Annotated in this window: 16 protein-coding genes; 5 read left to right on the forward strand and 11 right to left on the reverse strand. The window is 36.6% G+C overall.

The window, feature by feature from the left end; genetic code table 11:
- Window positions 1-16: 16 nt before the first annotated feature.
- The 4 genes from ACVWM0_RS07790 to ACVWM0_RS07805 all read right to left on the reverse strand — a co-directional run bounded on the left by ACVWM0_RS07790 (window position 17) and on the right by ACVWM0_RS07805 (window position 11173).
- On the reverse strand, window positions 17-556 hold the full coding sequence (locus tag ACVWM0_RS07790) for a DUF924 family protein (RefSeq protein WP_476472076.1): 540 nt from the start codon (window positions 554-556) through the stop codon (window positions 17-19).
- 63 nt (window positions 557-619) lie between these two features.
- Window positions 620-1507, reverse strand: coding sequence for a proline iminopeptidase (pepI, locus tag ACVWM0_RS07795; protein ID WP_476472077.1), 888 nt, complete (start codon window positions 1505-1507; stop codon window positions 620-622).
- A 30-nt stretch (window positions 1508-1537) separates the two neighbouring features.
- Entirely contained in the window at window positions 1538-2449 is a 912-nt protein-coding gene (locus ACVWM0_RS07800) for a hypothetical protein (RefSeq protein ID WP_476472078.1), read from the reverse strand.
- Window positions 2450-2545: 96 nt separating this feature from the next.
- Entirely contained in the window at window positions 2546-11173 is an 8628-nt protein-coding gene (locus ACVWM0_RS07805) for a SpaA isopeptide-forming pilin-related protein (protein ID WP_476472079.1), read from the reverse strand.
- A 577-nt stretch (window positions 11174-11750) separates the two neighbouring features.
- Here ACVWM0_RS07805 and ACVWM0_RS07810 point away from each other — a divergent pair.
- Window positions 11751-12407 carry a carbonic anhydrase family protein gene (locus ACVWM0_RS07810; RefSeq protein ID WP_476472080.1) on the forward strand — a complete coding sequence of 219 codons (657 nt, stop codon included), beginning with the start codon at window positions 11751-11753 and terminating at the stop codon, window positions 12405-12407.
- A gap of 39 nt (window positions 12408-12446) precedes the next feature.
- Here ACVWM0_RS07810 and ACVWM0_RS07815 read toward each other — a convergent pair whose 3' ends face one another.
- From ACVWM0_RS07815 to ACVWM0_RS07830, 4 genes are all read right to left on the reverse strand, one after another.
- Window positions 12447-12980: a biotin transporter BioY gene (locus tag ACVWM0_RS07815; RefSeq protein WP_476472081.1), complete on the reverse strand. Its 534-nt coding sequence runs from the start codon at window positions 12978-12980 to the stop codon at window positions 12447-12449.
- Between the two features lie 87 nt (window positions 12981-13067).
- Window positions 13068-14045 (reverse strand): biotin--[acetyl-CoA-carboxylase] ligase, encoded by a 978-nt coding sequence (locus ACVWM0_RS07820; RefSeq protein WP_476472082.1) that lies wholly within the window; start codon window positions 14043-14045, stop codon window positions 13068-13070.
- 13 nt (window positions 14046-14058) lie between these two features.
- Window positions 14059-14409, reverse strand: coding sequence for a DUF2200 domain-containing protein (locus tag ACVWM0_RS07825; protein ID WP_476472083.1), 351 nt, complete (start codon window positions 14407-14409; stop codon window positions 14059-14061).
- 1 nt (window position 14410) lies between these two features.
- Window positions 14411-14701, reverse strand: coding sequence for a DUF1905 domain-containing protein (locus ACVWM0_RS07830; protein ID WP_476472084.1), 291 nt, complete (start codon window positions 14699-14701; stop codon window positions 14411-14413).
- Between the two features lie 117 nt (window positions 14702-14818).
- On the opposite strand from ACVWM0_RS07830, the gene ACVWM0_RS07835 reads away from it, so the two are divergent.
- Window positions 14819-15172 (forward strand): thioesterase family protein, encoded by a 354-nt coding sequence (locus tag ACVWM0_RS07835; RefSeq protein ID WP_476472085.1) that lies wholly within the window; start codon window positions 14819-14821, stop codon window positions 15170-15172.
- Between the two features lie 33 nt (window positions 15173-15205).
- On the opposite strand, the gene ACVWM0_RS07840 is transcribed toward ACVWM0_RS07835, so the two are convergent.
- Window positions 15206-15859 (reverse strand): helix-turn-helix transcriptional regulator, encoded by a 654-nt coding sequence (locus ACVWM0_RS07840; RefSeq protein WP_476472086.1) that lies wholly within the window; start codon window positions 15857-15859, stop codon window positions 15206-15208.
- Between the two features lie 197 nt (window positions 15860-16056).
- Here ACVWM0_RS07840 and ACVWM0_RS07845 point away from each other — a divergent pair, with 197 nt between their 5' ends.
- The 3 genes from ACVWM0_RS07845 to ACVWM0_RS07855 are packed head-to-tail and all read left to right on the forward strand — an operon-like array spanning window position 16057 to window position 18692.
- Window positions 16057-17343, forward strand: a complete 1287-nt coding sequence (locus ACVWM0_RS07845) for an MFS transporter (protein ID WP_476472087.1) — start codon at window positions 16057-16059, stop codon at window positions 17341-17343.
- A 1-nt stretch (window position 17344) separates the two neighbouring features.
- Window positions 17345-18298, forward strand: a complete 954-nt coding sequence (locus ACVWM0_RS07850; protein WP_476472088.1) for a sugar phosphate isomerase/epimerase family protein — start codon at window positions 17345-17347, stop codon at window positions 18296-18298.
- Window positions 18299-18314: 16 nt separating this feature from the next.
- Window positions 18315-18692: a Rid family detoxifying hydrolase gene (locus ACVWM0_RS07855; protein ID WP_476472089.1), complete on the forward strand. Its 378-nt coding sequence runs from the start codon at window positions 18315-18317 to the stop codon at window positions 18690-18692.
- Between the two features lie 103 nt (window positions 18693-18795).
- Here the strand turns inward: ACVWM0_RS07855 and ACVWM0_RS07860 are convergent, their stop codons facing one another.
- Window positions 18796-19989 carry a dihydrolipoamide acetyltransferase family protein gene (locus tag ACVWM0_RS07860; RefSeq protein WP_476472090.1) on the reverse strand — a complete coding sequence of 398 codons (1194 nt, stop codon included), beginning with the start codon at window positions 19987-19989 and terminating at the stop codon, window positions 18796-18798.
- Window positions 19990-20006: 17 nt separating this feature from the next.
- On the reverse strand, window positions 20007-21029 hold the full coding sequence (locus tag ACVWM0_RS07865) for an alpha-ketoacid dehydrogenase subunit beta (protein ID WP_476472091.1): 1023 nt from the start codon (window positions 21027-21029) through the stop codon (window positions 20007-20009).
- Window positions 21030-21037 lie beyond the last annotated feature (8 nt).

Here is a 21037-nt window from a genome sequence, read left to right on the forward strand (position 1 = left end):
CCTTTTTATTTACTTGCTAAAATGATGACCCTGGTTGTGTCAGAAATAGCGCTTCTTCTGGAGTCGTTTGTCGTCCTAATAAGTCATTACGGTGTGGGTATCTTCCGTACTTTTTAATGATGTCAAAGTGCTGTTTTTCAAAATCAAAAAAAGTTTCCATTCCCGGTTTTGAAAATAGCGTCATTGCGACTTCATGAATCACAACTGATTCTGAATGCATCAACGGCATATAAAGAAAGGCTTGTTCTAAGATACTAAGTTGTTCCACTTGCCCTGTGTTAATGGCTTCTTGGGATAACACTAGAGCTTGACCGTCATAACTGAAGGTTTCTGGTGTCCCTCTGAACATGTTTCTAGAAAATTGGTCTAAAACAATAATTTCTGCTAGACGCCCTTGAATCGTTTCACGCCATTGATAGGTTTCTCCACGAGCCACCTGTCCATGTGTTTCTAAAAAACGAGCCCTTATCGTCTCATCTAACTGCTCATCTTTCTTAAATCGGTCCCCGTCCTCTAATTCTTTAAACCAAAAATCTAAAACCTCTTGTGCGTTCATAAGCATTCTCCTCTTTTCTTTCATTATATAATAAAGTCTCATAAGCCACTAATAAAATGAGGGTTACTTGGATGTTACCAACCAATTATGCAGGACACGACAATATGTGTCATGTTCATCTACAAAAGGCATGTGACGACTTTTTTCAAACAACTCCCATGTTGCATTGGGTATCTCATCAACCATTTTTTTAGCAATGATTGGTGTACATAAATCATTAATACCACTTATAACTAAAGTTGGATAAGGAATTTCTTTTAACTGTTCCTGGCAATCAAAGTCTTTTAATGTTCCTAATGGGGTAAATTCATTAGGACCCCATGCGGTTTCATAAGCTTGACGCCCTACTTTTTTGTCACGTCTTAAAGGTTCTGGGCTGTCAGATGTTGGAACATCCCCTGCATGACGTAGCATAAACCTATCATTAGCTTGCTGATACTCCGGTGTCGTGTAATCTCCTGTTTGCTCCGCTAGCTTGATTGCGTGTTGATCTTCTTCCGACATAAAACGAATTAGGCGGTGTTGCTCTTGTCCCCACAACGCAGATGACGGTAATGTACTAGACAGCACCATGCTTTTAAGAGCTTTTGGCTTATCGTCACACACATACTGTAACAACAGCATCCCTCCCCATGACTGACCAAGTAAGTGATATTCTTCTAAATCAAAGTACGCAATAACGCTTCTCAGTTCCTCTAACCAAGTCTCCATGTTCCATAGCTCTGGTTTATCAGGCATGCTAGATTTGCCACAACCTAATTGATCGTACATAATAATCGGATGACCTGAACGCCTAACAACATCATCTAACACTTCAAAATAATTATGCGTAGATCCTGGGCCCCCGTGAAGCACAATAAGCGGCGCTTTGATACTATTTTCTAATCCGACCGTACGGTAATACGTTTCATACTCGCCAAATGGTATGTATCCTTCTTTTACCTCTAACATTTTCATCCTCCTTGTTTCATTTATCCTTTATTATAACAAGTCTTTCGCTTTTTGTGTGTATGATTTGGATTCTATACCTGTTGACATGAGAAGTGTATCAAAATAAGAATCAAACATAGGTAATAATACCTCTTCCCTTCTATACCACAATTTTTCATCTTGTATGATTTCTTTTTCCCAACCAACTCCAACAAAATCAATCACATAAAAATCATCTAGTTGATATTTAGTTATAGATTCCTTCAACCTATCTCGCGCGTCATATATCTGTTTCTGATTCTCCTCAAGGATAAAAAGAATGCCCACACGTCGGTTCTCATGTCTCGTAACAATATGTGGACATGAGAGAGAGGTAATAGTCTCTAGGCAATTATTTCCCTTCAAGACTTCTTTCATTACCAAAAGTCGATTATCTAACGTTAATGTAGCCATAGTTTCTAGGTGCTTTTCACTTAAATACCTCAAATAATCTGGGTAATGATTAGTAGCTAATAGCCCTTTTTTTAATCGTTTTTGAAACTGTTTTTGTACTTTTATCCGACTAATGAGATGTTCCAATTGTTCCTGTTGCACCTTGTATTGTAATACTTGGTCATCAAAGTTTTGCTGATACGTCCCAATGCTATTGATGAGTGAGGCTCTATCATCTTTCAATCCAACGATATCAACTTCTAATCGTTTTTTTTCATACTGTAGCTGAGACATTTCTTCATCCACTTCGTCCAATCGGCTGTGATATTTCTCAAGTATCACGTCGCCATATTCCTTTTTAATCACTTCTTTAGAAACTAGGGTCAATTGATTTTGATAACTTAAATAAATAAAGATTATGGACACAACAAACACACCAATCAACACTTTATCTCGCTTAAGAACGTACAGTGTTACTGTTATAACTAAGAGTAACAAGAGATAACTACACCAACGTTTTTTTTGATTCATCTATTAAGCCCTCCTCTCTTTTCCTACCTTTAGTTTATCACCTTTTCAATCAAAATAAAAAAGTAAGAATGGTTTCCCATCCTTACTTTAAAATAATTAACTCATTTTACTTTTTTTGAACCATACCATACTGATAATCAACACACTAATCAGAGCAAACCCAAGCAGTGTTAATGCTCGTTGACTTGAGCTTTCACCGGTTTTAGGTAACCCTTTATTGTTTGTTTTCTTCCCATTCTTCACGTTTTCTTTACCATGAGTCTCTGGACTTACTTTATCTGTTGGTTTCGTTGGTTTTTTCGGTTTTTCTTTCGTATTGTCTAACACTTTTTCTGATTCTTTTTTATTAACAAAGTCGCCTGCTTTAACCGTCGCTGGCTCCCCTTTATTTGTCTTAACAATCACGATGTGACGTTTCTCTTTACTTAATTCATACCCTTTTGGTGCTTTGGTTTCTTTGAAGTAATACGTGCCTGGTGATAAGTCTTCCACAGATACTTTTCCGTCTTTATCTGACACTAAGCCTGTTTGAACTTCTTTCCCGTCTTTTGTAAAGACTGAGAATTCAGCTCCTTCTAATCCTTCACCTTTGGCAGATACTTTTTGTAATTCAGCTGTTCCTTGGTAGTTGATCAACTTACCTGAGTCAACGACTGTTGGTTCACCTGTTGTTGTGTCTTCTATGATGAAGTCTACGACTTCTTCATTTAAGATAAATCCTGCTGGTGCTTTGGTTTCTTTAAAGTAATACGTGCCTGGTGATAAGTCTTCCACAGATACTTTTCCGTCTTTATCTGACACTAAGCCTGTTTGAACTTCTTTCCCGTCTTTTGTAAAGACTGAGAATTCAGCTCCTTCTAATCCTTCACCTTTGGCAGATACTTTTTGTAATTCAGCTGTTCCTTGGTAGTTGATCAACTTACCTGAGTCAACGACTGTTGGTTCACCTGTTGTTGTGTCTTCTATGATGAAGTCTACGACTTCTTCATTTAAGATAAATCCTGCTGGTGCTTTGGTTTCTTTAAAGTAATACGCACCTGGTGATAAGTCTTCCACAGATACTTTTCCGTCTTTATCTGACACTAAGCCTGTTTGAACTTCTTTCCCGTCTTTTGTAAAGACTGAGAATTCAGCTCCTTCTAATCCTTCACCTTTGGCAGATACTTTTTGTAATTCAGCTGTTCCTTGGTAGTTGATCAACTTACCTGAGTCAACGACTGTTGGTTCACCTGTTGTTGTGTCTTCTATGATGAAGTCTACGACTTCTTCATTTAAGATAAATCCTGTTGGTGCTTTGGTTTCTTTAAAGTAATACGCGCCTGGTGATAAGTCTTCCACAGATACTTTTCCGTCTTTATCTGACACTAAGCCTGTTTGAACTTCTTTCCCGTCTTTTGTAAAGACTGAGAATTCAGCTCCTTCTAATCCTTCACCTTTGGCAGATACTTTTTGTATTTTAGCTGTTCCTTGGTAGTTGATCAACTCACCTGAGTCAACGACTGTTGGTACGTCATTTTCAGAAACAACAATAGCAAAATTGATAGGTTCATTATTTAAAATGTATCCCTCAGGTGCTTTGGTTTCTTCAAAGTAATACTCACCTGGTGCTAAGTCTTCTACAGATAACTTCCCATCTTTATCTGACACTAAGCCTGTTTGAACTTCTTTCCCATCTTTTGTAAAGACTGAGAATTCAGCTCCTTCTAACCCTTCACCGGACTCGGATAATTTACTTAATTCGGCTGTTCCTTTGTAATTCACAAGCATGCCAGCTTCTACGAGCAGTGGCTCCCCTTTAAACGATGACACAATCTCAAATGGAAGTGTCTTTTCATTCAAAACATAACCTGCTGGTGCTTTGGTTTCTTTAAAGTAATAACTTCCTGGTGCTAAGTCTTTCACTAATACTTTTCCGTCTTTATCTGACATGACACGCTCTGTCACTAGAACATCTTCTTTTGTATAAACTGAGAATTCTGCCCCAGCTAGAGGTGCTTTATTTTCAGCAACTTTCACTAATTCAGCTTGACCTTTGTAGTTAGTTAAGGTAATGCCTGATACTAGTTTAGGTTGTTCAAAAGCAGATGTCACAATCTCAAACGGTACTGTTTCTTCGTTACGGACATAACCCGTTGGTGCTTTTGTTTCTTTGAAGTAATACTTACCTGGTGCTAAATCTTTGGCTGTCACTTTACCCTCTTTGTTAGATACTAAGCCTGTTTGAATCTCTTGGTCGCTCGTATCAAAGATGGCAAATTCTGCCCCTTCTAAACCTAATTTTGATTTAGATTGCTTCACTAATTCAGCTGTTCCTTGGTAGTTCACTAAGTGCCCAACTTTAATTGTTTCTGGTTCGCCTTTAGCTTCTTTACTAACACTAAAACTCATGGTTTTTTCATTAATAATGTACCCTTTTGGCGCTTTCGTTTCTTTGAAGTAATACTTGCCTGGTGCTAAGTCTTTCACTACAACTTTACCCTCTGAATTGGATACAAGTCCTTCTTGAACTAATTTCTCACTCTTCGTAAATAATGAGAATTCTGCGCCTTCTAATGCCTTACCATCTTCCGTTTCTTTGATTAGTTCAGCTTGTCCTTTAAAGTTGGCAATCGATTGATCTTTTACCATCTTAGGTTTTCCTTTGGCTGAATCTTGAATCGTAAATGGAATGGTTTCTGTATTTAAGATAAAGCCTTTTGGTGCTTTTACTTCTTTCAATAAGTAGTCACCTGGTGCTAAATCTTTCACTACCACACGACCATTTTTATTAGATGTTGCAGTCCCCGCTACTTTACCTAAATGATCTAATACCACAAATTCTGCGCCTCTTAACCCACTACCTGAGGCATCGACTTTGATTAATTCCACAGAACCTTTGTAGTTAACAATGTTACCTGAATCAATTAAAACAGGTTGTCCTTTTGATTGTTTGTCTACTTTGAAAGGTACTTTCATTTCGTTTAGAACATAACCAGCTGGTGCCTTTGTTTCTTTAAAGTAGTAAATACCTGGAGATAAATCTTTCACAGAAATGTTACCTTCTTTATCCGACACTAAGCCTTCTTGAATCACTTTACCTTTTTTAGAGTAAACCGCAAATTCTGCGCCTGATAAAGGTGTGCCATCTTCTGCTTTTTTAACAAGCTCTGTCGTTCCTTTGTAGTTAAAGAACTTACCTGCTTGAATAACATCTGGTTGGCCATCAGCCTTAGCCATAATTGTAAAGGCTAATGTTTCTTCATTACGTTCATATCCTTTTGGTGCTTTTGTTTCTTCAAAGTAATAGTCTCCTGGTGCTAAGCCTTTAGCGGAAACAATGCCTTTGTCATTTGATTTAATATTACTTCTTACTTCTTTTCCTTCTTTTGTAAAGATAGAGAATCTTGCACCTGCTAGAGGTGTATTTGTTTCAGAATATTTCTCTAATGATACGCGTCCTTGATAGTTTGGATAGGTTCCTTTATCAACAACGACTGGTTCACCTTTACCGGATTGATTAATTTTGAATGTAATAGGTTTCGTATTTAAGATGTAACCATCTAACGCTGTCACTTCTCTAAATTCATAAGAACCTGGTGCTAAGTCTGTCACTGTAATACGACCATTCTCATCTGTCGTTAAACCAGATTGAACCATGTCCTCGCCACGATATAAATCAAAGACAACGCCTTCTAGAGCTTCTTTACTGCTTGCATCTATTTTTTGGAAGGTGACTGATCCTTGATAGTTTGTCGCAGTCACTTCAATAAGTGTTGGCTTGTTGCTTGCTTCATTATCAATGGTGAATGGTATTTTTTCACTGTTAATCATGTAGCCTTTTGGTGCACTACTTTCTTTAAAGTAATACTTACCTGGTGCTAAGTGATCGACTGTAATACGACCGTTCTCATCCGTTGTATATTCTTTTACTTCATCTGTTTGAACATTAACTAATTCAAACGTTGCTTGAGCTAATGCTTCTTTTTTAGCGTTTTGTTTTAATAAAGTTACACTACCTTGATAGTTAGTAAAGCCTTCTTTCACCGGCTCTACTAATTTACCTTCTGCCTCTGATTGAATCTCAAATGACGTAGTCTCTTTATTAATAACATAGCCTTTTGGTGCTTTTGTCTCTTTGAAATAATACTTACCTGGTGCTAAATCTTTAGCTGTTACTTGACCTTTAGCATCTGATACTAAGCCTGATTGAATTTCTTTGTTTGATTCCTCTTCAAAGACTGCAAATTCTGCCCCTTCAAGAGCTGTTCCATCTTCATCTTGTTTCGTTAAGACCACAGAACCTTGATAGTTGGTAAAGGCTTCAAGTGTCGTCGCTTTTGGTTGGCCATCCGCTTCACTAGTAATCTCAAAATGAATTGGTGTTGTGTTTACCATAAAGCCTGTTGGCGCTTTTGTTTCTATTAAATAATAATGTCCTGGTGCTAAATCTGTCACAGATACCTTACCATCTTTTGATGTGATACCTGTTTGTACTGCTTCTTGCTCTTTACTTACTTCTTTACCAGCATACAATGCAAATTCTGCACCATCTAAAGCATCTCCTGCTTCGTTCACTTTGGTTAATGCCATTGAACCTTGGTAGTTCGTAAGTGTTCCAGCATTGACTGGTTTTAATTGTCCGTTTTTATCTGTTTCAAACCCTTTAACGCTGTCACTTATTTCAAAGCTTACTTTTTGAGCGTTTTTGATAAAACCGTTTGGTGCTTTTGTTTCTTTGAAGTAGTACTTACCTGGAGCAAGTTGTGTTGCTACTACTTTACCTGCGTCATCAGAAACTAATCCAGAAACAACCTCTTCGTCTGTTTCTGTATAGACAGAGAACTCTGCCCCTTCAAGAGGTGTGTTTTTATCTGACTCTTTTGTTAATTCTGCTGATCCTTGGTAGTTAACGGCCTTTATTTCTTTTGTTTTGCCAAGATTATCAGCCGTTACTTTCAATTCAATCATCGACTCATTTAAAATAAACCCATTCGGTGCTTTTGTCTCTTTCAGGTAATAGGTACCTGGTTGTAATCCTTTAAACACGATTTGTCCATCATCGTTCGTTGTAAATGAGCTATCTTTAATAAAGTCATTGGTTACTAATGTCTTTTTGTCTTCATTATACAATTCGAATGTCGCGCCTTTTAGTGGACGATCAGACTCGTCAGTTTTAGATACAAGGACTTTACTAGTTGCGTTTTCCAATACAAAAAAATTAAGGTCCTTATCTTCTGAATCATCTACAATAGAAATTAAACGTCCTTCTTTTAGTTCGTCATTAATTGTATAACCTGTCGGTGCTTTTGTCTCAACAATAATATACTCTCCTAAAGGTAAATCAGTTAGACTAGCTTGTCCTGATTCATCTGTCACAAGAGATTCAAATATAACACCCTTACTACCATCATCTTCTACAGTGTACACGTCAAACTCTGCACCTTTTAATCCTTCAGAGTTATTATCTGCATCAACTTTTTTTATTTTCAGAGTGCCGTTGCCGCCTTCAGCACCACTGTTCCCACCAATTGTGTTAACTTCGGTCTGACTTTTACTAGATGTGGTCATACTACCTACCTCATCAGCAACTAATCTTGCTTCATTAGTTACATTTGCTGATAAACCTGGGGTTCGTGGATCCAACATCGTCCTATATTCAATAATATAAGCTTTAGAAATATCATTATTAAAACTTACTGTTAATTTAGATTGTTTCGTTTCTTTGTCCTTTTCCACTACAACACTATATTCATCAGAAGAAATAGGTGTATCTGATTGTTTTTGGACATAGCCATCATCGGTTGGTATACCTAAAAATACCTTAACACTCGACTCTTTGATACTTTGATTGTTAGATGGTGTATCAATTACCTTCACATTTTTTAGTGTTGATTGAGACGGGTTGACCCATAGACTCCAATCAATCACTCCGTTCGAAGGACTATTACCAGCCTTATTCATTAAACTACCTGTAAATTCAGGTCTCACTTTGCTAACTAAATCATGGCTTATTTTATCGTGAGTGAACACAGCTTTATTCGTAAGAGTCTCTTCTAATAAAAAGCCTTCAATGCTCGTTTTATACGTTAAATAATAAGCTTTATCACTGCCTTCTGGTAAGGAAACTGTAATAACGTCTTGTTTCACATCGTTTTGGGAAATACTGACCGGCTGTTTCTCAAGTAGCTTGCCTGGTAGAATTTCTAAATATTTTTGGTTAGCTGTAACGTGTTTAACTTCTCCCTCATACAACTTAACACTATCTTTAATTAATTTATGATTTCCTTTGATAGTATCTACAATAGAAGCATCAATTAATTTGTTCTTGTTTGGGTTAACCCCAATTTTCCATGTTACTTCTTTTGTTTTATAGTCAAACTCTCCAGATTTTATACCATTGAAACGATACTCATCTTGCGGTAACACTGCTTTTTTATCTAAATCTGTTTCTTTTTTCTCATCATCTTTCGTTGTCCAAGAAGAACGTGCATGATTCGTAAAACCAATATTGCCTTCTCCGCCTACTCCGGGATCAATGTTGTGAATGTCATAGTTAGTTTTATAAAAAATATGGAAAGACGCCTTTGTTTTTTCATAATTATTAATAAATGCAACAGACATAGTCGTTGTTCCATCTTCTTTGTTTGGTTGATAAGAAATCTCATAATCAACATCTTTTTGTAATTCTTTTTTATTGGTCTCATCTATAATTCTAAAACTTGATTCATCAAAGGTTTGTCCTTTAGAAATAGTATCTTTTAATGACCAATTATTAAGTTCGTAATTTGCCTGGTTGACTAGAATATTCCAGTCGATGGTATGCAACTCATAATCAATCTGTCCTGGATATTTTATTAAGTTTTGTTGCTCTGCTAAATGACCTGTTGATGTGCTCTCTTCGCCAGCCTCAACAGAATTCTCTAAAGAAACACCCTCACTACCAACAAACTCATTTACTTTTGTTTTATACGTGATTCTTAATGGTTTATTTGTTGATTTTTTTAAAGTAATATTGAAACCTTCTTCAGCTAAATCCGTTATTTCATAATCTTCGCCTAATTTTAAAAAGGTTCCGGTTCCAACTTCTTCGCCATTATCATTGAAATCATATACTTCTATCTTCATTGAATCTGATGCTAAGTTCATGTTCTTTTGCATGAATCTATCTTTAACAACATAACCCTCATCTAACTCGATTTGTTTGAAATTCGCCTTAATCTCCCAATTATACTCTTGCTTTGCTCCACCTTCATTGTCTACAAAACGTTTGGTTAAGTTTTCAGAATAAAAACTTTCTACTACAGCTGAATCAGATACAGGTTTGGTTATCTCATCTGCAGTTAATGTGGCGTTATTCGTAAATTTAGCATAATTGTTTTCAACTAATGACGTATCAATAGATGATTCTAATTTAATTCTATAAGGACTTGATATTTTACCAATAAACATAATTTTTCCATCTGGTGTCAGATTATAATCTTTGCCTTCTTCTAAAGGCGTATCAGATACTTCACTAACCTCACCATTAATGGTTACTTTGATTGGAAAAATTTTAACGCTCTCTAAGTTTAATCCTTTTGGTAAATCTTCTGTTATCGTTGCGTTAGTCAATTCTCTATTTTTTAGATTAATATCAATTTCCCAGTCAACTTTGGTAGCATTTTGTCTCTTATTCAATTGTCCTTCTTTATTAATCTCTTTATCCGAGTTAGATTTTACATTTAACTCAATTTTAGGTAGGCTATCTTCATTAGGGATAACAATATCTATTTTTCCTACTTCCTCGATATCTACCAACTCTTGACTTAAGTGAAATGAGCCATGTAAATTTACTTTATTTTCAATTTCATCATTAAAAACAAATTTCACTAAACCTGTATCACTTATCTCATACGTTCCAATCTTACTGTCAGGAAAAGAGGTAGGCCCTACAGCAGTCTTCTTAAAATGTTTCGGTAACTGAAATTCATAGTAATCCCCTGGGACCATTTTCTTAGCCACAGCATCTGGAATTCTCCAATCCAATTCCATCATAAATTTCTCGTTATATTCTACCTCTTCATTATTTAAATCTTTTCCTTCTCCATCAGTTAATTTGAAAGTTTTAAAGATTGATTTAAATCCCTCTTCATCAGCAAAAATCTCTTTAATATTTCCTGGTGCTCTGTCCAAAGAATCTAATTTAGCACTCGCTGGTTTAGCTTTTGCTTTGCTCGTTTCTTTTTCTTTCGTTTCTGTCTCTTCCATTGTTTCTGTTGTTTCTTCTTCGGTCTCCACTTCATCCATTTCTTCCGTCTTAGTCTCTTCTTCGGTTTCGACTATTGGTAATGCAATGGTTTGTTCTTGACCATTAGATAGTGTCATTGTCCAGCTTTCCTCTATAGAAGGATCTCTTTCTACTGAAACTGAAATACTCCCTTCGCTATCACTTTCGACATTCAGGCTCATACTGTTAGTTGAACTTAACGTAACGTCTCCCTTATCACTTACCACATTCTTTAGAGGTAATGAAGAGTTAAGAACCTCGGTTACCTGTTCTTCTGTGGTGTTTTTATATTGAAGGGTCACCACTGCTTTTGCATTCTCTGCATCGTCCCCTGTAAGTTGAAAATCAGTCATTGTTATTTCACTCACGCCATCTGTCGCAAGTGTTTCAGCCACAGCAATTGTCGTTGTTACAAATTGAGGCATTAAAATAATAATCAATGATACATAATATTTAATTTTGTTAAATTTCTTCTGCATATTCGCTCTCCTTTATTATTTAGTTGAATACATAGCCTGAACTATTATAAAGGAAACTGACCGGTTTTTCTTATTCAAAAATTCAATAAGTATAGAAAATAATTGTAATTTTTATTTTTTCCTCTCTTTATTTGAAAAAACTTTCGTTCGTTAATTAATGAACTATATTGGTCTATACATTGAAACAAAGGCTTTATTTATTTATATGAGAATTATTCTAATTATATTAAAAATATTCTTACCTAAAAATATGTCCTTAATTTGTTACACTTCCCCTTCTTTTATGAACGTGTAAATAAATTGATTATTTTCATTAATTTGTTTTATATTCATGGAATTTACTATAAAAACCTCTCATATTGGCCTTTCAAAAAAAGAAAATGTCCCAGTCGACGTTTTAAAACCTATATTTTACGTTGTACTTTATTCTCTCTTTTGTCTATTTATCCTATATTCCTTCCTATTTATTTTTAACAGTCTTTATTTGTAATCTTTCTCTGTTTATAATCATATTGATTGTCATGACAACCTCATTTATAGTAAAATTCTCCTAACGTTGTAAGTATAGGAGGATAACATGGAACGCATAACAATGACAGATGATTGGTGTTATCACGACCAACATGCCTGGTGTTTCGAGAGCTTCACATCGCAATCACCCATTAACATTACAACCAACGAAACAGAACCTATGATTGATGAAGGCGGGATTGAGTTACACTACGATACGATCACTCAAGCAATTATAGATAACGGTCATGCCATACAAGGCTTTGCTAACGGTGTGGCTACCATTAATAATCGTCGATTCGAACTGGTGCAGTATCATTTTCATGCTCACAGTGAACATACTATTAATAAAAAAACATATCCTGTGGAACTCCATTTTGTCCACAAAGCTCAAAATGGACGCTTGGCAGTGATTGCTGTGTTTATGGAATTAGGAAGCAAACCGAATAAAGCCATACAGCAAATCATTCAACGAGTGGATAGACCACGACCAAGTATTATTGACCTAACAGAGTTATATCCTAAGAACAAACATTACTACCATTATCTAGGCTCTCTTACCACTCCTCCACTTAATGAAAATGTGGAATGGTATATTCTAGAGGAACCTATCACGATTACTGACAGTCAGTTGAAAGAACTTACCCAGTACCACGCCCATAACGCTCGGGAACAGCAACCTTTAAACCAGCGTCCTGTTCTTTCAAAACACTTTTCAGCATAAAAAAACGAGAGAAGGCATGCCTTCTCTCGTTTTTTTTATCTAATACGTTGCAAAACGTTTACTGACAACTATTTCTTTTAATTTCTTACCAATGAAAGCAACAGAAATAATTTTAAGGATACTTGTTGGGATAAAAGGTGCCACACAGGCCATAAAAGCTGTTGTTAAGCCACTTGATGTCACAAAGCTAAAGAAAAACATACCAATCGCATAGTTGGCAACCGCTCCTAATATCAGTCCAGCATACAAGTAACTTGTTTTATTTTTATCACTGCCCCAACCTGCCAAATAAGCCATAAGTGGGAACGAGATCAAAAAACCTCCCGTTGGTCCAACAAAGCTAATCGCTCCACCAGACATTCCTGCAAAAACAGGTAAGCCAATTAAACCAAGGAGCAAATAAAGAGCCCCTACTATTAAACCATCTCTTTTCCCTAATATCACACCGACTAAAGGTATCGCAAATGTTTGTAGTGTCATGGGGACACCGTACGGCATGGGAATACTTAGTTGCGATAAGACAATCACTACTGCTGTACATAATGCTATAGTTGTCATTCGTTTTGTTTTCATTTTTTTAACTCCCTTTCTTCTTGATAAAAGAATAATATAAAACAAAAACATTGTCAACTTATTTTTATAATAAGGTGACAATGTTTTTTATCTATAGTTTACTTTAACTTCACCGGATTCAATCCTTATAATATGCCCTTCTGGCGTCCTGACTCTCAGTCTACCTTCTCCATCTACATCTAAGCTTTTTCCGATAATCTTTTGTTTTCCTTGGGTGACGATGACTTCTTTATCCAGCATGTTCAACCTAGACTGATAGTCAGCTAATAACTTCTTCTCATCAAGATCTGTCAACCCTTCCATCATTTCAGAAATCAAGGCCCCAGCCAATTGATTTCGTGTGATACTCTGATCCTCATTCTCAAAAAGAGACGTTGCAATTTCACTAACCGTGTCAGAAAAATCTTCCCGTTGTGTCGAAACATTCAATCCGATACCAACAACAACCCATTGGATCTGTCCACTCTCAAAATCAAGGATGCCTTCTGTTAAAATACCACACATTTTTTTATCACCTAAAAAAATATCATTAACCCATTTAATAGAAGGCACTTTTTGAGTCAATGTTTCTAACATCTGACAAACTTGGACGGCAGCATACGCTGTAATTAATGTAGGTGTTGTAAAAGGAAATTTAGAGGCATCTAAAACAAAACTCATGTAAATCCCTTTAGCACTTGGTGAATCAAAATGCCGTCCATATCTGCCTCTACCTGCTGTTTGCTCATTAGAAATAATAACTGTCCCATGTTTAGGTGCAACCACTGCAAGTTCTTTGGCTTTTTTATTCGTCGAGTCTATTACGTCATAATAATGAATCTCTACATTCTCTGGCTTAGACAAAAAGGGACGTATCCCTGCAATTGAGAGAAAATCACTCTCTTCCTTCAATTGATACCCTACTCTTGTCTTTCCTTCAATAGGGTACCCTTCTTCTTCCATCTTCTTAATTGCCTTCCAAACAGCATTGCGCGACACCCCTAGTTCTTCAGCCATAGTCGCTCCTGAAATAAATTCTCCTCGGTGACTCTCTAATAATTCTAATACTCTCTCTTTTGTTGTCATTGACTCACCCTCATTATGCTCTTAGTATTTTCTCCATTTTTTTACCCTTAGCTAACTCATCGACTAATTTATCCATGTAGCGAATTTTTTGCATCAGTGGGTCTTCAATCTCTTCTACTCTATATCCGCATATGACACCTTTAATCAAGCCCACATTTGGATTTAGTTCAGGAACTTCAGCAAAAAATTCTTTTAACGTGGTCTTTCTTTCTATCTGTTCCAGTAGTCCTGACTCACTATATCCTGTAAGCCACATTAAAACAGTATCCAATTCTTCTTGTGTTCTGTTTTTTTTCATTACTTTTGTCACATACAAGGGATAAATACTAGCAAAAGACATGCCATATACTTTAGGTTCAGTCATTTTATTCTCCTCTTTCTCTCACAGTAACATGTACCACGTCACCACTTTTTTTATTTAGTTGCTCTCGAATGTCTTTTCTCATACCAATAATATAACAAACCGTGCCATCGTCATTCTTAACACCCATGTTCACTATGCTTCCATTATAAGGTATTCCATCAAAAGTCACTCGAACCTTTACTCGGCCCTTACCAAAAACGTCTCTTATGTTATGAGGAAAAATAATATAAGCACCTCCCTTACCCACATCAGAATCATGAATAAGAGAATCAAACTCGAATAAATGAGTCATACCGTATCCTCCCCTTTTCATTAAATCATACCATAAATGACTTCTTTTGAGAAAGCTAGACATCAGTCCAAACACCCTTTATACTTTATGTATATTAAAGAAATGGAAGTGTGATAAATGACTTATTCTGTTGGAAATACGTTCACAAAAGAAACAACTGTGTCAAAAGAAAACGTAGCCGCAAACTATCAACCTGGACTTCCTGAAGTCTATGCGACACCAGATATGATTGCTGATATGGAATCGACTTGTTTCTTAGGACTTCAAGTTTTTTTACCTGAACATCAATTATCAGTGGGTACCCATGTCAATGTGTCTCATGATCTAGGTGTCCCAATTGGTGAAAAAATTACCATCACAGCAACCATTATAGAAATCGATCGTCGAAAAATTATCTTTGAGGTAGAAGCCATGTCTCCTCTTGGTTCTGTAGGTAAAGGAACCCACACCCGTTTTATCATGGATAAATAACAAAAAGAGGCGCCTCTTAAAAGCGCCTCTTTTTTATTTAATTTTTGATAAGTAACGGTACACACTAGATTCAGACATATCGATCGCCTTAGCCACTTCTGCTACGCCACCCTTTAATAAAAAGACTCCTTTATCATTTAACTCAGAAATAATAAATTCTCGCTCTTCAATGCTTAACAAGTGGGAATCCACTTCGTATTTATCTAATACGCTATCAATTAAGGAGGTCATTAATTCATCCAAATTCTGACCTAATTGTTCGTCAGCTGTTGGCAATTCAATTTCCTCTTTTATATCCGTTGGTGTCAAGCCAATCATTTTATCCAACATATCTCTCATGTCTAATAAATCCGAAACCAAAATATTCACACATAACAACCCAATTAATTCATCCTTGCTATCTTTTATAAAATAACTTGATGAACGACATACTTTGTTATCCAACGTATAAGATTGATAATTAATTTCTGATTCTTGAGATAAAAATTTCTTATCTTTAACCTGTTTAAGAGCCATATTCGTCAAAGGTCCCCCTTTTTTACGACGACTTAGGTTACCTGCCACTTCTAAAATAGAAGAATCTGGCTGACTGATATCATGCAGTAAGACCTCACTATCAGGCCCTAATATCGCATGGATAAAAGGGACTAACCCTTTATAGTAGGAAAGAATATTTTGTTGTTCCATTTTAACGTCTCCTGTCTCGCTAATAAATATATAACTATATTATAGACTTATTTGTTCTTTTTTTCTAGTAATAATTTTTTATAGCGTGATAATAAATTTTTATTGACTTTTCTTTTGGTAGCTCTTACAATAAGGTCATAACGGTGATAATAAATTATTACTACCGCTAAAACATATATTTTTTAGGAGGATGTTTTATGGAGAATCTAGAAAAAGCTGGACAATCTCAAACGAAAAAGTGGATGACATTAGGGATTCTTATTTTGGCCGGAGGAACCATCTTTAAACTATCATCACTTAAAGATGCTTTCTACATTCCAATGCAAGAATACTTTGGGTTGACCCATACTGAAATTGGGGTCGCATTATCTGTTTATGCCATGGTTCAAACAATTGGTTACGCCTTTTCAATTTACATTGCTGACCGTTTCTCAAAACGAATTTTAATCCCAGTCGGGTTAATCGGTGTTGGTGTTATTGGTCTGTACTTAGCAACGTTTCCTGGTTACTATGGTATTTTGATGTCTTGGGGACTGATGGCTCTGTTTGCAGAAGTTATTTTCTGGCCTGTATTGATCAAAGCCGTTCGTTTGTTAGGTGATTCAAGTGAGCAAGGTCGTTTGTTTGGTTTCTTAGAAGCAGGTCGTGGCGTTGTGGATACTATCATTGCCTTTTCAGCCCTTGCTTTGTTTGTTAAATTAGGAAGTACAGAAGTAGGATTTAGAGCTGCTATTTTATTCTTTGCCGGTATGGCCATCTTAGTTGGTATTATTACTTATTTCTTTGTAGAAGATGATGCCCCTGTAATGGATGAAAGTGGCGAAGAAATCAGTAAAAAAGAATTAGCTTGGTCTGGTGCAAAACAAGCGGTCAAAATCCCTGAATTATGGGTAGCATCATTTGTTATCTTCTGTGTGTACAGTGTGTATGCTGGATTAACATATTTCATTCCTTTCCTAAAAGATATTTATGGTATGCCAGTCGCTCTTATTGGGGCTTACGGTATTGTGAATCAATACGGTCTTAAAATGGTCGGCGGACCCGTTGGTGGTATTTTAGCGGATAAAGTCTTCAAATCATCGACTAAATTCTTACGCTTTACTTTCCTATTAGCTGCTGTAGCCATGATGGGATTCATGGCATTACCTCATGATTCAATGAATATTTACTTAGGTATGACATGTACATTACTATTTGGTAGTATTATTTTTAGTCAACGTGCTATTTTCTTTGCGCCAATTGACGAAATTAAAATTCCTAAAGAGATTAGTGGGGCTGCTGTATCTGTGGCTTGTCTTGTAGGTTATGCTCCATCAATGTTTGCTTTTACTCTTTATGGTAGTATCTTAGATGGTAATCCTGGTCTAACTGGTTACCGTTATGTTTTCTCAGTAATGACAGGCTTTGCATTATTAGGTTTTGTTATTAGTTCTATTTTAGTCAAAATGATTAATAAAAAGAATAAGGAAGAAGGCGCAAAATAAGATGAAACTCGGTTTAGAAACAGAAAGTTATCATATTCACTTCCAACATGGACGTATGGATATTTTTGACTTTATTCATAAGACACATGAACTCGGACTAGACGGTGTACAAATCAATATTATTGAAGATTTAAACTTAGATCCTGAATGGGGATGTCTAGGGACCAACGACCCTGACCATGTCAAAAAAGTAAAAGAGCTTCTTGATCACTACGGTTTTTATTGTGAGATTGACATGCGTGGGGTTGAAAAAGAAAAAATGATGCAAGTCATCGAAGTAGCCAATACTCTTGGAGTTAAAGTTATCAGAACTTATGTTAACAAAGGCTATTTTGATCCTGAAAAAACGAAACAATCAATCGATAAAATTAAAGACATTGAACCACTATTAAGGGAAAATAACATTCATTTAGCGATTGAAAACCATGAGGAAGAGATTGCGGATGAAGTTATTGAGATTATTAAAGCAGTAGACAGCCCATTTGTTGGTTGTCTCTGCGATATTGGGAATGGTATGATGGCTTGGGAAGATCCTAATACAACCGTTGATAAGCTACTTCCTTATATAAAAACAACGCATTTCAAAGATCATATAGTGATTAAAGACGGTGATCAATTACGTGTGAGTGGCTGTCCTATCGGTGATGGCAATATCGATACAGACCATTGCTTCAAGCGTTTTGTAGAAGAAACAGAGTTAACACATATCAACATCGAAATGTGCCATCCTTATGTTTCTACCTTCAAACGTCCCTTAGGTTTTGGTGGGGTTGAATACCTAGGTGAAGGGGCCTTCAAAATTGAAGAACCTTATGTGGATCCTTCTCACATTTTACCAATGGAAACCTATCACCCCTCACCAGAAAATCTTGAATACCTATTAAAACTTCAAGACGATGATGTAAAAAAATCAGTTGCCTATGTTAAATCATTGCGCGACAAATACTGTAAATAAAAAGGAGTCAGTCACTATGAAAACAGAAATATTAACGAATCACGCACCACAACCTATCGGACCATATTCTCAAGGGGTTCAGACAGGTGAAACAATCTATATCTCAGGCCAACTACCTATCGATGCTGCAACAGGAATTATGCCTGAAACGATCAAAGAACAAGCAATCTGTTCTTTAAATAATATCCAACATATCTTAAAAGAAGCGAACGCTGACATGAACAGCATTGTTAAAACAACTATTTTCATGACTGATCTTGCTGATTTTACTATCGTAAACGATGTGTATGCGACTTATTTTGAAGCCCCATTCCCTTCTCGTTCTACGATTCAAGTAGCCGCTTTACCTAAAGGTGCTCAAATTGAGATTGAAGCCGTTGCTGTTATTAAATAAAACAACTAAAAAGAGTAGCTGGATGATTATCCAGCTACTCTTTTTTATATCACTTACCCATTAGTCATTGATTGCAGCGTGTGGTAAAAAAGTAGTTATTTTTTTATACGACTAATAGATAAGGGTTTTCTAGATAATACACCACTTGACTTAAGAACTCAGCAGCTGGTGAACCATCGATCACTTGATGATCGAAAGTTAAGCTTAACGGTAATTCTTGGACTTCAACCACTTCTTTTTCCTCATTAAACATAAGCTTAGAACTTGTTGCACCAATTCCCAATATTCCTACTTCAGGTGTGTTTAAGATGGGTGTAAAGTATTCGATTCCCACACTACCTAAGTTAGTAATAGTGAAGGTAGAGCCAGATAAAAACTCTCCTGACAAAGTACCATCTACTGCTTTAGAGGTTGTTTCTACAAAGTCATTGCCAATCTGAGACAATGATTTTTGTTCCACATTTTTGATAACAGGAACAAGTAAGCCTTCATCCACAGCAACAGCGACACCGATGTGTACGTCATTTTGTACTGTGTGTGTCTGTTGATCGTACCAAGCATTCATTTCTGGTTTGTCTTTTAATGCTAAGCTCACGGCTTTAATTAACAACGTATTCACACTTAATGTACTGCGTTCTACTTGTTGATTTGATTTTTCTTTTAAGTCTTTTCTAAAGGCCAACAATGCTGTAATGTCCGCTTTACGGTGTAACGTTAATTGGGCGGCATTTTGTAAACTATGATGCATACGCTGAGCGATTACTTTGCGCATTCCTTCCAGTCCCTCTCCAACAGCGACTGGGACACTAGCTTTACTCGCAACTGGAGCTGGTACAAAGCGTTCCACATCACGTCGTGTGATTCGTCCATTGCCACCTGTTCCAACAATATCTTCTAAGATAAAGCCTTTATCTAATGCTATTTTTCGTGCTAACGGTGTTGCAAAAACACGCCCACCTTCACGTTTTACAGTCGCTTTTTCAGGTACTGCTGTTACCTCTGTTTCTTCAACAACAGGGACATCTTCCGCTAACGCTTCCCCTGTTGGGATACTCTCGCCTTCTGCCCCTACGTAACCAATAGGAGATTGACACGGAGTTTCTCCACCTTCTGACACAACAATACTAAGTAATACACCATCCACTGGTGACTCTACATCATGTGTTAACTTTTCAGAACTAATACTTACAACTGCTTCGCCTTTTGCCACAGGATCGCCTACTTTTTTGTACCATTGATCTACAGTACCTTCTGTCATCGTCAATCCTAATGTCGGCATCATTAATGTTTCTGCCATGTTTTTTCACCTACCCTTTATTTTAGATCATTAATTAATTCGCTTGCTTGTTCCAAGACACGCTCTTTATTCGGTAAATACAAAGCTTCTAAATTACTTGCAAATGGGACGGGTGTATTTGGTGCACAGATACATTTCACTGGACCATCTAAGTAATCGAAGGCTTTATCACTTACAACAGAAGCAATGTCTGTTGCTGTATTATTATGTGGGTTAGCTTCGTCAATCACAATTAAGCGCCCTGTTTTCTTCACAGAATTTAAAACGGTTTCTTGATCCCAAGGTGCCACAGTAATTAAATCAATCACTTCAACAGACACACCTGATTTTTCTAATTCTTCTGCCACCTCAAGTGCCACATAAAGCATCTTACCAATAGTAACAATGGTTAAATCCGCACCCTCACGTTTTACTTTTGCCTTACCAATCTCTACTTTGTAATATTCCTCTGGCACCTCATCTTTAATCCCGTATAATGTTTTATCTTCAGAGAAAATAACAATGTTATCATCTTCAATTGCTGCCAGTAATAGACCCTTTGCATCATATGGATTAGAAGGGACAACCACTTTTAGTCCTGGAATCGATCCAAACATGCCGTAATAAGAACCCGAATGTTGTGCTGCAGCAGAAGCCCCTGCACCGTGACAGGTTCTAACCGTCATAGGAATCTTCGCCTTCCCACCAAACATGTAACGCATTTTAGACCCTTGAGAGAGTAACGTGTCAAAACAGAAACCTAAAAAGTCATTAAACATTAATTCTGGGACAGGACGTAACCCTGTAGCTGCTGCTCCAACTGCTGCTCCCATATATCCCATCTCTGAAATAGGCGTATCAATGACACGCTCAAAGCCATGTTTTTCTACTAAGCCTTTGGTTACACCAAACACTCCGCCCCATGCGCCTTCGCCTTCTAAATGATCAATCGTTGTCCCACCCGCAATATCTTCTCCTAGTAAAATGACACGATCGTCTTTATCCATTGCCATATCTAAACCTTCATTGACTGCTTGCATAAATGTTATTCTTCTACTCATTTTGGTCA

The organism is Vagococcus sp. 211, from assembly GCF_056322705.1.

What these genes read in the sequence shown, in the direction of transcription:
- ACVWM0_RS07790 (WP_476472076.1), bottom strand. Translation starts at nt 556, where the DNA reads ATGAACGCACAAGAGGTTTTAGATTTTTGGTTTAAAGAATTAGAGGAC.
- pepI (WP_476472077.1), bottom strand. Translation starts at nt 1,507, where the DNA reads ATGTTAGAGGTAAAAGAAGGATACATACCATTTGGCGAGTATGAAACG.
- ACVWM0_RS07800 (WP_476472078.1), bottom strand. Translation starts at nt 2,449, where the DNA reads ATGAATCAAAAAAAACGTTGGTGTAGTTATCTCTTGTTACTCTTAGTT.
- ACVWM0_RS07805 (WP_476472079.1), bottom strand. Translation starts at nt 11,173, where the DNA reads ATGCAGAAGAAATTTAACAAAATTAAATATTATGTATCATTGATTATT.
- ACVWM0_RS07810 (WP_476472080.1), top strand. Translation starts at nt 11,751, where the DNA reads ATGGAACGCATAACAATGACAGATGATTGGTGTTATCACGACCAACAT.
- ACVWM0_RS07815 (WP_476472081.1), bottom strand. Translation starts at nt 12,980, where the DNA reads ATGAAAACAAAACGAATGACAACTATAGCATTATGTACAGCAGTAGTG.
- ACVWM0_RS07820 (WP_476472082.1), bottom strand. Translation starts at nt 14,045, where the DNA reads ATGACAACAAAAGAGAGAGTATTAGAATTATTAGAGAGTCACCGAGGA.
- ACVWM0_RS07825 (WP_476472083.1), bottom strand. Translation starts at nt 14,409, where the DNA reads ATGACTGAACCTAAAGTATATGGCATGTCTTTTGCTAGTATTTATCCC.
- ACVWM0_RS07830 (WP_476472084.1), bottom strand. Translation starts at nt 14,701, where the DNA reads ATGACTCATTTATTCGAGTTTGATTCTCTTATTCATGATTCTGATGTG.
- ACVWM0_RS07835 (WP_476472085.1), top strand. Translation starts at nt 14,819, where the DNA reads ATGACTTATTCTGTTGGAAATACGTTCACAAAAGAAACAACTGTGTCA.
- ACVWM0_RS07840 (WP_476472086.1), bottom strand. Translation starts at nt 15,859, where the DNA reads ATGGAACAACAAAATATTCTTTCCTACTATAAAGGGTTAGTCCCTTTT.
- ACVWM0_RS07845 (WP_476472087.1), top strand. Translation starts at nt 16,057, where the DNA reads ATGGAGAATCTAGAAAAAGCTGGACAATCTCAAACGAAAAAGTGGATG.
- ACVWM0_RS07850 (WP_476472088.1), top strand. Translation starts at nt 17,345, where the DNA reads ATGAAACTCGGTTTAGAAACAGAAAGTTATCATATTCACTTCCAACAT.
- ACVWM0_RS07855 (WP_476472089.1), top strand. Translation starts at nt 18,315, where the DNA reads ATGAAAACAGAAATATTAACGAATCACGCACCACAACCTATCGGACCA.
- ACVWM0_RS07860 (WP_476472090.1), bottom strand. Translation starts at nt 19,989, where the DNA reads ATGGCAGAAACATTAATGATGCCGACATTAGGATTGACGATGACAGAA.
- ACVWM0_RS07865 (WP_476472091.1), bottom strand. Translation starts at nt 21,029, where the DNA reads ATGAGTAGAAGAATAACATTTATGCAAGCAGTCAATGAAGGTTTAGAT.